At 62.6% G+C, this 13,359-nt stretch carries 16 protein-coding genes; 4 read left to right on the forward strand and 12 right to left on the reverse strand.

Annotated elements, in window-relative coordinates; all coding sequences use genetic code 11:
• Positions 1 to 17 precede the first annotated feature (17 nt).
• On the forward strand, positions 18 to 422 hold the full coding sequence (locus AC1D1L_RS18710; protein ID WP_477342958.1) for a cupin domain-containing protein: 405 nt from the start codon (positions 18 to 20) through the stop codon (positions 420 to 422).
• A gap of 17 nt (positions 423 to 439) precedes the next feature.
• On the opposite strand, the gene AC1D1L_RS18715 is transcribed toward AC1D1L_RS18710, so the two are convergent.
• The 6 genes from AC1D1L_RS18715 to aptA all read right to left on the reverse strand — a co-directional run bounded on the left by AC1D1L_RS18715 (position 440) and on the right by aptA (position 5,776).
• Positions 440 to 823, reverse strand: coding sequence for a hypothetical protein (locus tag AC1D1L_RS18715; protein WP_477342959.1), 384 nt, complete (start codon positions 821 to 823; stop codon positions 440 to 442).
• Between the two features lie 16 nt (positions 824 to 839).
• Positions 840 to 1,211, reverse strand: a complete 372-nt coding sequence (locus AC1D1L_RS18720) for a hypothetical protein (RefSeq protein ID WP_477342960.1) — start codon at positions 1,209 to 1,211, stop codon at positions 840 to 842.
• Positions 1,212 to 1,213: 2 nt separating this feature from the next.
• Positions 1,214 to 2,665, reverse strand: a complete 1,452-nt coding sequence (hydA, locus tag AC1D1L_RS18725; RefSeq protein WP_477342961.1) for a dihydropyrimidinase — start codon at positions 2,663 to 2,665, stop codon at positions 1,214 to 1,216.
• Positions 2,666 to 2,731: 66 nt separating this feature from the next.
• Complete coding sequence (locus tag AC1D1L_RS18730; RefSeq protein WP_477342962.1) at positions 2,732 to 3,124, reverse strand: hypothetical protein; 393 nt, start codon at positions 3,122 to 3,124, stop codon at positions 2,732 to 2,734.
• A 3-nt stretch (positions 3,125 to 3,127) separates the two neighbouring features.
• A complete protein-coding gene (locus tag AC1D1L_RS18735; RefSeq protein ID WP_477342963.1) occupies positions 3,128 to 4,378 on the reverse strand; it encodes a Zn-dependent hydrolase in 1,251 nt (416 codons plus the stop codon).
• Between the two features lie 69 nt (positions 4,379 to 4,447).
• Positions 4,448 to 5,776, reverse strand: a complete 1,329-nt coding sequence (gene aptA, locus AC1D1L_RS18740; protein ID WP_477342964.1) for an omega-aminotransferase AptA — start codon at positions 5,774 to 5,776, stop codon at positions 4,448 to 4,450.
• Between the two features lie 254 nt (positions 5,777 to 6,030).
• Here aptA and AC1D1L_RS18745 point away from each other — a divergent pair, with 254 nt between their 5' ends.
• Positions 6,031 to 6,660, forward strand: a complete 630-nt coding sequence (locus tag AC1D1L_RS18745) for a TetR family transcriptional regulator C-terminal domain-containing protein (RefSeq protein ID WP_142868293.1) — start codon at positions 6,031 to 6,033, stop codon at positions 6,658 to 6,660.
• A gap of 124 nt (positions 6,661 to 6,784) precedes the next feature.
• Here the strand turns inward: AC1D1L_RS18745 and AC1D1L_RS18750 are convergent, their stop codons facing one another.
• Complete coding sequence (locus AC1D1L_RS18750; protein ID WP_477342965.1) at positions 6,785 to 7,657, reverse strand: helix-turn-helix transcriptional regulator; 873 nt, start codon at positions 7,655 to 7,657, stop codon at positions 6,785 to 6,787.
• A 103-nt stretch (positions 7,658 to 7,760) separates the two neighbouring features.
• Between AC1D1L_RS18750 and AC1D1L_RS18755 the strand changes: the two genes are divergently transcribed.
• Together AC1D1L_RS18755 and AC1D1L_RS18760 are read left to right on the forward strand one after the other, a co-directional pair.
• Positions 7,761 to 8,600, forward strand: coding sequence for an SDR family oxidoreductase (locus AC1D1L_RS18755; RefSeq protein ID WP_477342966.1), 840 nt, complete (start codon positions 7,761 to 7,763; stop codon positions 8,598 to 8,600).
• Positions 8,597 to 9,319, forward strand: coding sequence for an SDR family oxidoreductase (locus AC1D1L_RS18760; protein ID WP_477342967.1), 723 nt, complete (start codon positions 8,597 to 8,599; stop codon positions 9,317 to 9,319). Before AC1D1L_RS18755 ends, AC1D1L_RS18760 begins: the two co-directional genes overlap by 4 nt.
• Before the next feature lie 2 nt (positions 9,320 to 9,321).
• On the opposite strand, the gene AC1D1L_RS18765 is transcribed toward AC1D1L_RS18760, so the two are convergent.
• From AC1D1L_RS18765 to AC1D1L_RS18785, 5 genes are all read right to left on the reverse strand, one after another.
• Positions 9,322 to 9,699: a DoxX family protein gene (locus AC1D1L_RS18765; RefSeq protein WP_477342968.1), complete on the reverse strand. Its 378-nt coding sequence runs from the start codon at positions 9,697 to 9,699 to the stop codon at positions 9,322 to 9,324.
• Between the two features lie 69 nt (positions 9,700 to 9,768).
• The gene (locus AC1D1L_RS18770; protein WP_112560322.1) at positions 9,769 to 10,227 is read right to left on the reverse strand and encodes a carboxymuconolactone decarboxylase family protein; all 459 of its coding nucleotides are present in this window, start codon (positions 10,225 to 10,227) and stop codon (positions 9,769 to 9,771) included.
• A gap of 31 nt (positions 10,228 to 10,258) precedes the next feature.
• Positions 10,259 to 10,777, reverse strand: a complete 519-nt coding sequence (locus AC1D1L_RS18775) for an RrF2 family transcriptional regulator (RefSeq protein WP_477342969.1) — start codon at positions 10,775 to 10,777, stop codon at positions 10,259 to 10,261.
• 412 nt (positions 10,778 to 11,189) lie between these two features.
• Positions 11,190 to 12,503, reverse strand: a complete 1,314-nt coding sequence (preA, locus tag AC1D1L_RS18780) for an NAD-dependent dihydropyrimidine dehydrogenase subunit PreA (protein ID WP_477342970.1) — start codon at positions 12,501 to 12,503, stop codon at positions 11,190 to 11,192.
• Between the two features lie 12 nt (positions 12,504 to 12,515).
• Entirely contained in the window at positions 12,516 to 13,358 is an 843-nt protein-coding gene (locus tag AC1D1L_RS18785; protein WP_477342971.1) for a class I SAM-dependent methyltransferase, read from the reverse strand.
• Position 13,359: the final 1 nt, after the last annotated feature.

Consider the following 13,359-nt stretch of genomic DNA (forward strand, 5'->3'; position numbering starts at 1 on the left):
CGCCCGGAGCCTTGCCGATGTCGCCCAAACCCACCTGTCACCTTATCCGTCCTGAAAGCACTTATGAAGGCAAGCAGGGATTGACCTATTTTGCCGGCATCGCGGCGGAGTCGGTCGGTTCCTCCGGCATCTGCATGCACGTGCTCACCATGCCGCCCGGCGCCCGCGCCAAGGCACACCTGCATGAAAGCCATGAGACGGCGATCTACGTGCTCTCCGGCGAGGTCCACACCTGGTATGGCGACCGGCTTGAGAACCACATCGTCGTCAAGGCCGGCGACCTCTTCTACATCCCTGCCGGTGTGCCACATCTGCCGGCCAATCTCAGCAACGCCCCCTCGTCGGCGGTCATCGCCCGCACCGATCCCAACGAACAGGAAAGCGTCGTCCTGCTGCCGGAACTGGATGCGCTGGTGGCCTGACACTGACGGGATCGCCGTCATTTGCACCGCGCAACCTCGCCCATGACGTTGCCATCTTCGTCGGCGATCGTCAGTTTCTTGGCGTTCTTGGCGCTGCGCTTGATTGTGAACTTGGTCGGCTCCGAGCCCTCTTCGCCTTCCGCCTCGCATGTTGCCGTCACCACCAGCGATCCATCGGCCTGTGCTTGCTTGTCCGTGAAGGTGCAGGCGCTGGCGGCGGTGACCAATGCCTCGTCGGTCAAAAGCAGCATCTGATCGGCGGCGACTTCCTGGCCGTTGCGGTTGATGCAGCCATATTTGTCGCCATAGGGTTTCGACAGGTCGATGCCGGCCGCGACAGCCTGACCGGCAGCCAGAACGGCAAGCACCGCCACAGAGAGACCAAAACCACGCACACTCATTCCCCCAAATCCAACGTCACGAACACGGTAGCAGCGGTCCCATTTCTTCAAGGCCGGGAATGGTCACGAAGAAACCACCCTCGCCGTCGTTGGTGACCACCACGGTTTCAGCCGTCGTTCCCGCCTCGCCCTCGGCGGAACAGGTCGCATCAAGCGATTGGGTACCCGGCGCCGAGGTCAATTGCTGCGCAAACCGGCAGCCACTGCCATAGGTCTCGATGCCTTCGGCAGTCAGCACGATATAGTCGTCGCCGTCCTGGTAACCAGCCTTTGCGACAACGCAGCCGGCATCGTTGCCCCAGGAGCCAACCAGCACGCTGGCCGCTTCTGCCGGACCGGCGATGACGGTCGCCGCGACCAGTGAGATGAACGCTGCGGAATTCGGCAACCTCAGACCCCCGTCGCCGGAATGCCGGTGCGTTCCACTTTGCGTGGCGCGGTAATGTCCTTCCAGGTCGACAGCGCCCGGTTGACCGCCGCGTTCGGTTCACGGGCGACGAACTCGCCATGGCCGGGCTTGGCCTTGACCTCGGCTTCCTCGATCGACAGTTCACCGCGCGAGAAGACGAAGCGCGGCAGGCCGGTCACCTCGAAACCTTCGAAGACGTTGTAGTCGATCACCGATTGCTGCTTCTTCGAGGTGATCTTCTTCTTGCGCTTCGGGTCCCACACGACGATGTCGGCATCCGCCCCTTCAACGATGGCGCCCTTCTTCGGATACATGTTGAGGATCTTGGCGATGTTGGTCGAGGTTACCGCGACGAACTCGTTCATCGTCAGCCGTCCGGTGTTGACGCCCGTGGTCCACAGCATCGGCAAGCGATCCTCGAGCCCGCCGGTGCCGTTCGGGATCTTGGTGAAATCGCCGACGCCGTTGCGCTTCTGCTTGGTGGTAAAGGCGCAATGGTCGGTTGCCACCACTTGCAGCGATCCGGCCTGCAGGCCGGCCCATAGCGAATCCTGGTGCAATTTGTTGCGGAAGGGCGGGCTCATGACGCGCCGCGCCGCATGGTCCCAGTCCTTGTTGAAATATTCGCTCTCGTCGAGTGTCAGATGCTGGATCAGCGGCTCGCCGAAGACGCGCATGCCTTTCTGCCGCGCGCGGCGGATGGCCTCGTGGCTCTGCTCGCAGGAGACATGCACGACATAGAGCGGCACGCCGGCCATGTCGGCGATCATGATGGCGCGGTTGGTCGCCTCGCCTTCCACTTCCGGCGGGCGCGAATAGGCATGCCCCTCCGGGCCGTTGTTGCCGGCGGCCAAGAGCTTTTGCGACAGAGCGGCGACCACGTCGCCGTTCTCGGCATGCACCAGCGGCAGCGCGCCGAGGTCGGCGCAGCGCTGGAACGACGCATACATCTCGTCGTCGTCGACCATCAGCGCACCCTTGTAGGCCATAAAGTGCTTGAACGAGGTGATGCCCTTGTCGACGACGGTGGCCATCTCGTCGAACACCTGCTTGCCCCACCAGGTGATCGCCATGTGAAAGGAATAATCGCAGGACGCCTTCGAGGTCTTGTTGTCCCACATCTGCAAGGCTTCGAGCAGCGACTGCTTCGGCGACGGCAGGCAGAAATCGACGACCATCGTCGTGCCGCCGGAAAGCGCTGCGCGCGTACCGGACTCGAAATCATCGGCCGAATAAGTGCCCATGAACGGCATTTCGAGATGAGTATGCGGGTCGATGCCGCCCGGCATGACGTAGCAGCCGGTGGCGTCGAACTCATGATCGCCATGCAGGTTGGAGCCGATGGCGACGATCTTGCCGTGCTGCATCAGCACATCGGCCTTCCAGGTGCGGTCGGCGGTGACGATGGTGCCGTTTCGGATGACTTTGGTCATTTTTCTTGTTCCCTTGTTCCGACTGTCGAGGCGCCAGCTCTTTTCGACGGCTGCCCTGCCAAACCACTACATTGCCAAATAACAACCGACCGGATCACCTCGTACGCCGATCGTCACGTATTGATCGCCCATTCGGTCAACCAGAACGAACTCGCGCCTTTGGTGCACATAAGCCAACAGGTAGCTGTCTCTATCGTCTGTCACCACCGCGCATCTCTCGACAAAGGGCGTCTCGTTCTCCAAATCCTCAATCGTGTCACGACGAACAACGTCGATCCAGTAAGGGTTCACCAATGCCGAACGAAACCGAGCAAGGTCAGCATCAATACGATCTTGCGATACCGGCACTCCCACTAGATCCGTGCGATCTTCTGTAAGCGCCTGATAATTGTATTCGTCGATCTCCTTGCGAATAAGCGCGAGCAAGGCATCAAAATCCAGATCGTCCTGCTCGCCCATGACTCACGCCACAATCCCCGCCGTCTCCACCACCGCGTGGAACAGAACGTCGGCGCCGGCGCCCGCCCATTCCTTGGTAATTTCCTCGGCCTCGTTGTGTGACAACCCGTCAACGCACGGACACATCACCATGGCGGTCGGCGCCACGCGGTTGATCCAGCAGGCATCGTGGCCGGCGCCGGAAACGATGTTGCGGTGCGAATAGCCGAGTCGATCGGCGGCATCGCGGATCGCCTTGACGCAACCGGCGTCGAAGGTCACCGGATCGAAAGCGCCGACCTGCTCGACCTTGTACTGGATATCGAGCGCCTCGCAGATCGTGTCGATGCCTTCGCGGATCCGGCCGTCCATCGCGTCCAGCACTTCCTTTTCCGGCGAGCGGATGTCGATGGTGAAGACGGTACGGCCGGCAATGATGTTGCGCGAGTTGGGAAACACTTCCATATGGCCGACCGCACCGACGGCATCCGGCTGGTAGTCCATGGCGATCTCGTGCACCAGCTCGATCACGCGGGCCATGCCGAGCCCGGCATTGCGTCGCTTGGGCATCGGCGTCGAACCGGTATGCGCCTCCTTGCCGGTCAGCGTCACCTGCAGCCATTTCAGGCCCTGGCCATGGGTGACGACGCCGATGTCGATGCCTTCATCCTCGAGGATCGGCCCCTGCTCGATATGCAATTCGAAGAAGGCGTGGATCTTGCGATCGCCGACCTTCTCCGTGCCTTTCCAGCCGATACGCTCCAGCTCTTCGCCAAATTTTTTTCCCTGTTTATCGGTGTGCTGATACACGTCTGCCTGCTCCAGGACGCCGGCGAACACGCCGGACGCCATCATCGCCGGGGCAAAGCGCGAGCCTTCCTCGTTGGTCCAGTTGGTGACGACGATCGGATGCCTGGTGGTGATGCCGAGATCGTTGAGCGAACGGATGATCTCCAGCCCGCCCAGCACGCCGAGCACGCCGTCATATTTGCCGCCCGTCGGCTGCGTGTCGAGATGGCTGCCGACATAGACCGGCGGCAGGCTGGGATCGGCGCCTTCCCGGCGGGCGAACATGGTGCCCATCTCGTCGAGGCCCATTTCGAGCCCGGCCGTCTCGCACCAGCGCTTGAACAGATGCCGGCCCTCGCCGTCCTCGTCGGTCACGGTCTGGCGATTGTTGCCGCCGGCAACGCCGGGGCCGATCTTCGCCATCTCCATGATGGAATCCCACAAACGGTCTGAATTGATTCGCAGATTCTCGCCTGGGGCGGCCATTCAAAATCCTCTCATTTCATATAACCGACCCGGCGGCGGTTCCCGCCACCGCCGGATTGGCTCAATAGATTAGTCTATCGCCCTCAGCACTTCACGCACATGGTCGATCAATTCGTTGATCTGGCCCTTGGTGATGATCAGCGGCGGCGACAGCGCGATGATGTCGCCGGTCGTGCGGATCAGCGCGCCGCGCTCGAATGCCTTGACGAAGGCCGAGAAGGCCCGCTTGGTCGGCTGGCCGGCAATCGGCGCCAGTTCGATCGCGCCGATCAGGCCGATATTCCTGATGTCGATGACATGCGGCTCACCCTTCAGCGAATGCAGCGCGTCTTCCCAGTACGGCGCCAGTTCCTCGCCACGGGTGAGCAGACCCTCTTCCTTGTAGGTATCGAGCGAGCCGAGTGCTGCGGCGCACGCAATCGGATTGCCCGAATAGGTGTAGCCGTGGAAGAACTCGATCATGTGCTCGGGACCGGTCATGAAGGCGTCGTGGATTTCCTTCTTCACGAACACCGCCCCCATCGGGATGACGCCGTTGGAAACGCCCTTGGCGGTGGTCATGATGTCGGGCGTGACGCCGAAATAGTCGGCGGCGAAGGGTGCGCCGAGGCGGCCGAAACCGGTGATGACCTCGTCGAAGATCAACAGGATGCCGTGCTTGGTGCAGATTTCGCGAAGCTTCTGCAAATAGCCCTTCGGCGGCAGGATGACGCCGGTGGAGCCGGCGACCGGCTCGACGATGACGGCGGCGATGGTCGAGGCGTCATGCAGGGTGACGATGCGCTCCAGCTCGTTGGCAAGCTCCGCGCCATATTCCGGCACGCCCTTGGAGAAGGCGTTCTTCTCCGGCAGATGCGTATGCGGCATATGGTCGACGCCGCCGAGCAGCGTGCCGAACATCTTGCGGTTGCTGACGATGCCGCCGACCGAGATGCCGCCGAAGTTGACGCCGTGATAGCCGCGCTCGCGGCCGATCAGCCGGGTGCGCGCGCCCTCGCCCTTCACGCGGTGATAGGCGATCGCCATCTTCAGCGCCGTATCGACCGATTCCGAACCGGAATTGGTGAAGAAGACATGGTCCATGCCCTTGGGCGCAATGTCGACCAAGCGGTTGGCCAGTTCGAACACGATGGGGTGGCCCATCTGGAAGGCCGGCGCATAGTCGAGTTCGGCGGCCTGATGCTGAATCGCCTCTGTGATCTTCGGCCGGCAATGGCCGGCATTGACGCACCACAGACCGGCGGTGCCGTCGAGCACCTTGCGGCCGTCGCTGGTGGTGTAGTGCATGTCCTTGGCGGACACGAACATGCGTGGCGCCTGTTTGAACTGCCGGTTTGCCGTGAACGGCATCCAGAATGCGCTGAGATCGTTCGGCGTGACTTTCAGCCGGTTGGACATGACCAAGACTTCCCCTTGTAACCTGTTTCGGTGCGGCTAACGCTTGGTCTTTCCAACACTTGGTCTTTGCGACGTTTTCATGCTACGCAAATTTTGACCGATTGGACAAACGTTAGCACCGCCCTGTCGGCGGTCAAGGGATTACTAGCGGAAATGCGGCCTTCGAAGTGCGCTCCACGGCTCAGGGAAAAACTGGTCCAGAGAATTGGTCCAGATGGCCCGCGCGGCCAAGGCTTGGCCGCATGACCGACGCGATGGAAGGCTCCGCTCCCCGCCGCACCCGCATCCAGCAGGAAAAGCGCGAACTGATCCTGGAAGCAGCCCTCGAAGTCTTCTCCACCAACGGCTTTCGCGGCTCGACCATCGACCAGATCGCCGAAGCCGCGGGGATGTCAAAGCCGAACCTGCTCTATTATTTCCGCCGCAAGGAAGACATCCACGAAACGCTGATGGAGCGGCTGCTCGCTACCTGGTTGGCGCCGCTGCGTGAACTCGACGATATCGGCGATCCCTTGACCGAACTCCGGAGTTACATCAGGCGCAAGCTCGAAATGGCGCGCGATTTTCCCCGGGAGAGCAGGCTGTTCGCCAACGAGATTTTGCAGGGCGCGCCGCGCATCATGCCGCTTTTGGAAGGCGAGCTGAAAACGTTGGTCGACGAAAAGGCCAATGTCATCAAGGGCTGGATGCGCGCCGGGAAGATCGCCCGTACCGATCCCTGGCACCTGATCTTTTCGATCTGGGCGACGACGCAGCACTACGCCGATTTCGACGTCCAGGTCCGCGCCGTACTCGGCGCCGACCGCGGCGGCGACGGCCGCTTCGAGGACGCGGCGCGATTTCTCGAGCAGTTGTTCATTGATGGGCTGAAGCCGAAAGGCTGAGGCAAGATCGCGCTTGGGGGCCAACTTGCCGGTCGTCGGGGCTGCTGCGGACGGTGGAGATTGGCCGAAGCGCACATTGATTTCGTCATTCTAGGGCGAAGCTGAGAGGCTGCAGCCACCAACGCTACGCGCTGCGGCGCTCCACCGGAATCGCGTCGAGCAGCTCTTCCAGCTTCGCAACCGAATTCTGCTCGGCCAGCGGCGTGTAGACGATCAGCTTCATGTCCGAGCCGTCGTCGATCGACAGGCTCATATGCTCAAACGCCATCGCGCCGGCGATCGGGTGGCGCAGATACTTCTTGCCGGACAGACGATGCACCACATCGCGCAGCGGCCACCATTCGCGGAATTCCGGGCTGGAGCGCATCATCAGCGCAATCAGCCGCTCGAAGTCCGGATCGCCGGTGTATTTCGCGCTCTCGGCGCGAAACGCGGCAAGGGTGGCGCGCGCCAGTTGCTCCCAGTCGACCAGCAAATGGCGCCGGTGCGGATCGGTGAACACGCCATGGAGGATATTGCGGGCGTCGCCCTCCAACAGGCCGTAATCGCCGAAAATGGCGACCGCCCCGGCATTCCAGGCCAGCACGTCCCAGCGCGGCCCGAGAATATAGGCCGGTTGCAGGACGAGGCTCTGCAGCATGTGCAGCAGGGGACCTTCGACCTTGACCGGGGTAATGCGCCGCCGCTCGGGCTGCTGGCGGCCGGCAAGCGTGAACAAATGCCGCTTCTCGGCGGCATCGAGCCGCAAGGCCTCGCAGAGCGCCGTCAGCACCTCCACGGAGGGCCGTACGTCCCTGCCCTGCTCCAGCCAGGTGTACCAGGTGGTGCCGACGCCGGCGATCATCGCCACCTCTTCGCGGCGCAGACCGGGCGTACGCCGCCTGGCGCCGGCTGCAATGCCGGTGGCAGACGGCGAAAGCCTTTCGCGGCGTGAGCGCAGGAAGGCGCCAAGTTCGCGCCGGCGGCTGTCTTCGGGTGATGGTACGGAAACATCCATGGGCTCAGTATAGCAGTATCGATACCAGGATAAAGTTTGAACTGTTTGCGGCGCGCCGATCGCCCCATCTTGTTATCCAGAGCGAATATGGAGGCTCTCCGACATGGATCTGAAAGACAAGACAATCCTCATCACCGGCTCAACCGACGGCGTCGGCCGCGTCATCGCGCAACGGCTTGGCGCCGGCGGCGCCCGTGTGCTGGTGCACGGCCGCGATGCCGCGCGCGGCAAGGCAACCGTCGCCGAAATCGAAGCCGCCGGCGGCAAGGCCGAGTTCCTCGCCGCCGACCTCGCTTCGCTGGCCGAAGTTCGCCGCCTCGCTGAGGCCGTGCTTGCGAGAACCAACCGGCTCGACATCCTCATCAACAATGCCGGCATCGGTACCGCCGGCGCCAAGCGGCAGCTCAGCGCCGATGGCTTCGAACTGCGCTTTGCAGTCAATTATCTCGCCGGTTTCCTGCTGACGTCGGAGCTGCTGCCGCTGCTCAAGGCCAGCGCCCCGGCGCGCATCGTCAATGTCGCCTCGGCCGGCCAGCAAGCGATCGATTTCGGCGATGTCATGCTGACGCGCTCCTATGATGGCGTGCGCGCTTACTGCCAGAGCAAGCTGGCGCAGATCCTGTTCACCATCGACCTGGCCGGAGAGCTGAAGGGCAGCGGCGTCACCGCCAACGCCTTGCATCCGGCTAGCTACATGAACACCACCATGGTGCGCCAGGCCGGTGTGACACCGTGGAGTTCGGTCGAGACCGGCGCCGACGCCATCCTCAACCTCGCGACATCGCCCGCCCTTGAAGGGCGGAGCGGCCTCTATTTCGACGGCCAAAAGGAATCGCGTGCCGATGCGCAAGCCTATGACGCGAAGGCGCGAGAACAATTGCGAGCTCTAAGCCTCGACCTCGTCGGCCAAGCCTCCGCAAAATCGAAGGAACAGCATTCATGACCAGCAACATCCAACACACAATCATCATCGGCGGCTCGTCCGGTATCGGACTGGCGACCGCGCGCAAACTGCTCGGCCCTGGGATGAAAGTCACCATCACCGGCCGCAATCCGGAAAAACTCACCAGCGCCTGGAAGAGCCTCGGCGGCGCTGCCGACAAGGCGGCCTTCGATGCTTCGAAGCCGGACGAAGTCCGCCAGTTCTTTGGGGAAGTCGGGCCCTTCGATCACCTTGTGCTGGCTGCCAGTGGCGGCAAGGGGCTTGGCCCGTTCGCGAGCCTGGACCTTGCCGACGTCGCCGGTGGCGTCGACGAGAAAGTCCGGCCGCAGCTGTCTTGCCTGCAGGCGGCTTTGCCGACCCTCAACAAATCGGGATCGGTCACCTTCATATCGGCGGTGTCGGCGCAACTGACCGCGCCCGGCGTTGCCGGCATCGCCGCCGTCAACGGCATGCTGCTGACCGTGGTGCCGATCCTGGCGGTCGAGTTGAAGCCGCTGCGCGTCAATGTCGTCGCGCCCGGCGTCATCGACACGCCCTGGTGGGACTTTATGCCTGACGACCAGCGGCAGGCGGTCTTTGCCGACTATGCCGGCAAGACCCCTGTCGGCAGGATCGGCCACGCCGAGGATGTCGCCGGCGCGATCGCCTTCCTCGTCTCCAACGGCTTCATGACCGGTCAGGTGCTGACCTGCGATGGTGGTTTGCGCTTCGCGGCGTAAACTTACAGCGACTGCGCGATCAGCGTCAGAAAACCGCCGGCGAGCGCGACATTGCCGACGAAGCCGTTGATGCGCGATGCCCGGTCCGGGCCCTGATGGTCCCAGAAATTGTGGAACATCGGCGTGGCGACGATGAGGAACAGCACCAGCGCAGCACTTGCGATCGCGGTCCACACACCTGCCATCACCAGCGCGCCGGCAATGGTCTGCAGGACGATGCCGGCCCACAGCGTCAGCTTGGCCTGCGGCACGCCGCGCGCGGCCATCGGCCCGGTCAGGAAGGTCTCGTTCTGAACATTGCGCAGGCCGGCGAGGACGAAGGCGCCGCCGAGCAACAGGCGGCCGAGAAACAACAAGGTCAAAGGCAAATCGACAGGCATAAAACTCTCCCCTTTAAAAACAGTTGGAGCGCCGCCCTCTCGACGGCGCTCCATGGATAAACCGGAAGGTCAGGCTGCTTTGGCCGCCGGCATCGGGTGAATGGCATGGAACGGGATGCAGAGCCGGTTCCAGGTGTTGATCATGCCGATCGCAACAGACAGCTTGACCAGTTCCTCTTCAGAGAAATGCGCGAGCGTGCGGGCATAGAGTTCGTCCGAAACGCCATTGTTGGCAATCAGGGTCGTCGCCTCGGTCCAGGCCAAGGCCGCCCGTTCGCGCTCGGAAAACAGCGGCGATTCCTTCCAGGCTGCGACCAGATAGAGCCGCGTCTCGGTCTCACCGTCGCGCCGCGCCTCGCGGCTGTGCATCTCGACGCAGTAGGAACAGCCATTGATCTGCGAAGCCCTGAGCTTGATCAAATGCAGCAGGCCCACTTCCAGCCCGCATTCGTCGACCGCCTTGTTGAGCGCCGACACCGCCTTCATGATTTCCGGCGCCTTGGCGAAGAATTGCAGTCTCTGTTTCATCGTCTTTCCTTTCACGTCTCTCTCGCGAGGATTAAACTTGCTTGGTCGAAGCGGATTTCTGCGGCCGCTGATGGCGCGCCACAAAGGCGCAGCTGGCGGCGATCGATCTCGGATCGCCTTCTGCCTGGTAGTCAGCCACGATGTCGGACAACCGGGTTTCCGCGAGAGCCGCGCGATAGGCGCGCTCCGCCTTCAGCATCGCGGCGTTGATGCCGCACAGTTTTACATAGGCGGACGCGTCGAGCTTGACCGGCCCGTTGCGGCGGACCTCGCCGCAGCGAAACGCCGGCTCCCGCCCTTCGATGGCAAGCACGATATCGAGCAGCGTGATGCGCTCGGCCGGCCGCGCCAGCCGGTAACCACCCGCCGGCCCGGGTACCGATTCCAGGATGCGCTCGGCCGTCAGCATGTTGAGATGCTTCAAGAGATAGCTCGGCGACAGGCCGAAAGACTCTGCCAAGGCAGCGCCCGGCATGGTGCTGTTGCCCTCGACGCTGGCCAGCGTGGCCGCACAATGGATGGCCGCCTCAACGCCCTCGCCCAGCTTCATAGTGACCATCTCCAATTCATGGATACATTTTATCGTGGATAAATTTTATCTGCAATAGGAAAATGGAAAATCTCACATGTTAGCGACGGTGATATTCGTTCGGCCAACGGTGGTGTGGAGAGCTAAGGTTCTCCGCGAATACCCTCGAAGGTTGGCGCTGCCCCTCATTGCCCTGCCGGGCATTTCTCCCCGTAACGGGGCGAAAGATGCCGTCATCGATGATTTCGCCAATTACCGACGTTGCAGGAAAAGGCGACAGCGGCGGTGCAATTGCCTTCTCCCCGTTTACGGGGAGAAGGTGCCCGAAGGGCGGATGAGGGGCGGCGCTGACCTCTGAAATCGAAGCGTCGCACACATGCAAAATCGCCTGATGCGGACGCGCAGGGCGATTGAGCTAGATCGCTAGCGAACCCTACTCCGCGGCCACCTTGGCCATCGGGTTGTTCGGATGCGTCGTCCAGTTGGCGTAGACCGGCGAGACCGGCTTGCCGGTGCGCTGGTCCATCACGCCTGCGGCCAGCGGCTCCATGGTGATGCAGTTTTCCACCGGGCAGACATTGACGCACAGATTGCAGCCGACGCATTCGGCCTCGATCACCTCGAAGTGCCTGACGCCGTCGACCATGTTGGTGATCGCCTGGTGCGAGGTGTCCTCGCAGGCGATGTGACAGCGGCCGCATTTGATGCAGGCGTCCTGGTCGATACGCGCCTTGGCGACATAATTGAGGTTGAGATACTGCCAGTCGGTGACGTTGGGCGTGGCGCGGCCGATAATGTCGTCGAGCGAGGCATGGCCCTTCTCGTCCATCCAGTTTTCCAGCCCCGCGATCATTTCCTGCACGATCTTGAAGCCGTAGGTCATCGCCGCCGTGCACACCTGCACATTGCCGGCGCCGAGCGCCATGAATTCGGCGGCGTCTCGCCAGGTGGTGATGCCGCCAATGCCGGAGATCGGCAGGCCGTGGGTTTCGGGATCGCGCGCGATCTCGGCCACCATGTTCATGGCGATCGGCTTCACCGCCGGGCCGCAATAGCCGCCATGCGAGCCCTTGCCGTCGATGGTTGGCTCTGGCGCAAAGCTGTCGAGATTGACGCCGGTGATCGAATTGATGGTGTTGATCAGCGACACCGCGTCGGTGCCGCCGGCAAGGGCTGCGCGCGCGGGCTTGCGCACATCGGTGATGTTGGGCGTGAGTTTGGTGATGACCGGCATGCGGGTGTTGGCCTTGCACCAGCGCACCACCATTTCGATGTACTCCGGCACCTGGCCAACAGCCGCGCCCATGCCACGCTCCGACATGCCGTGCGGGCAACCGAAATTGAGCTCGATGCCGTCGGCCTCGGTCTCCTCGACCACCGGCAGGATCGCCTTCCAGCTTTCCTCGACGCACGGCACCATCAGCGAGACGACGATGGCGCGGTCGGGCCAGTCCTTCTTGACCTGCTTGATCTCGCGCAGATTGACCTGCAGGTCGCGGTCGGTGATCAGTTCGATGTTGTTGAGGCCGAGCAGGCGCCGGTCCGCACCCCAGATCGCGCCATAGCGCGGGCCGTTGACGTTGACCACGGGCGGGCCTTCTTCGCCGAGCGTCTTCCAGACGACACCGCCCCACCCCGCCTTGAAGGCGCGGATGACGTTATAGGCCTTGTCGGTCGGCGGCGCCGAAGCCAACCAGAACGGATTGGGCGATTTGATGCCGACGAAATTGTTGCGGATGTCAGCCATGACAGGTCCCTTTCAACCGAGACGAAGAAGCAGTTCGACGGGTGCGAGAATGCCGCCTTCAAGCGCGGCGGTGAGATTGGCGATCTTGGTGCGGGCGTTCTCGCCCATGATAAGATTGACGCCGGGCGGCGGCTTTTTGCCTTCCGCCTGCGCCGCAGCCATGCGCGCCCGTATGGTGGCGAAGAATTCGATGGCGAAGGCGCCGCGTGGGCGCTCGGCGGCTACGGAGAACCCTGCAGCCGCGGCAGCTGAGCGATAGTCGTCGGATGTGGCGACAAAGGACATGCTCTCGTCGGATGCCCATGGCAGGGGATAGGTCAGCGCACCTGCCTTGAGCCGCATCACATCGTAGACGGCAAAGACGCCGCCCGGCTTGAGCACACGCGCCGCCTCGCTCATCAGCTTTTTCTTGTCGGGAAGGTTCATGCCGACATGCAGGATCATGGCCGTATCAAAGCTTTTGTTGCTGAACGGCATGTCCAGCGCGCTGCCCTGCACGAACCGGACTTTGTCGGCCATTCCCACCCGCTTCGACAGGCTGGTCGCGATGTCGACATAGCTTTGCGTCAGATCGATGCCGGTGACATCGGCGCCGGCATTGTTGGCGGCAAAGCGGGCTGGACCACCCACGCCGGAACCAATGTCGAGCAACCTGGTCCCCGGCTTCAAACCCATCTGGCCGATGAGTTCCCGGGTGGCGGCGATACCGCCGATGTGGAACTCGTCGACCGCTTCGAGATCGCCGGCGCGCAGATGGGCAATGTCCACACCGGTATCGGCGAGCACGGCAAGAATGTGCTGCTCAAGACCCGATACGTCGTAGTGACGGGCGATGCCCGATTCCACCGAGGCCATG

It is taken from the genome of Mesorhizobium sp. P2_D6, assembly GCF_056404315.1.

Coding starts and splice junctions, on each gene's coding strand:
- AC1D1L_RS18710 (WP_477342958.1), top strand. CDS start 18: ATGTCGCCCAAACCCACCTGTCACCTTATCCGTCCTGAAAGCACTTAT.
- AC1D1L_RS18715 (WP_477342959.1), bottom strand. CDS start 823: ATGAGTGTGCGTGGTTTTGGTCTCTCTGTGGCGGTGCTTGCCGTTCTG.
- hydA (WP_477342961.1), bottom strand. CDS start 2,665: ATGACCAAAGTCATCCGAAACGGCACCATCGTCACCGCCGACCGCACC.
- AC1D1L_RS18730 (WP_477342962.1), bottom strand. CDS start 3,124: ATGGGCGAGCAGGACGATCTGGATTTTGATGCCTTGCTCGCGCTTATT.
- AC1D1L_RS18735 (WP_477342963.1), bottom strand. CDS start 4,378: ATGGCCGCCCCAGGCGAGAATCTGCGAATCAATTCAGACCGTTTGTGG.
- aptA (WP_477342964.1), bottom strand. CDS start 5,776: ATGTCCAACCGGCTGAAAGTCACGCCGAACGATCTCAGCGCATTCTGG.
- AC1D1L_RS18745 (WP_142868293.1), top strand. CDS start 6,031: ATGGAAGGCTCCGCTCCCCGCCGCACCCGCATCCAGCAGGAAAAGCGC.
- AC1D1L_RS18750 (WP_477342965.1), bottom strand. CDS start 7,657: ATGGATGTTTCCGTACCATCACCCGAAGACAGCCGCCGGCGCGAACTT.
- AC1D1L_RS18755 (WP_477342966.1), top strand. CDS start 7,761: ATGGATCTGAAAGACAAGACAATCCTCATCACCGGCTCAACCGACGGC.
- AC1D1L_RS18760 (WP_477342967.1), top strand. CDS start 8,597: ATGACCAGCAACATCCAACACACAATCATCATCGGCGGCTCGTCCGGT.
- AC1D1L_RS18765 (WP_477342968.1), bottom strand. CDS start 9,699: ATGCCTGTCGATTTGCCTTTGACCTTGTTGTTTCTCGGCCGCCTGTTG.
- AC1D1L_RS18770 (WP_112560322.1), bottom strand. CDS start 10,227: ATGAAACAGAGACTGCAATTCTTCGCCAAGGCGCCGGAAATCATGAAG.
- AC1D1L_RS18775 (WP_477342969.1), bottom strand. CDS start 10,777: ATGAAGCTGGGCGAGGGCGTTGAGGCGGCCATCCATTGTGCGGCCACG.
- preA (WP_477342970.1), bottom strand. CDS start 12,503: ATGGCTGACATCCGCAACAATTTCGTCGGCATCAAATCGCCCAATCCG.
- AC1D1L_RS18785 (WP_477342971.1), bottom strand. CDS start 13,358: ATGGCCTCGGTGGAATCGGGCATCGCCCGTCACTACGACGTATCGGGT.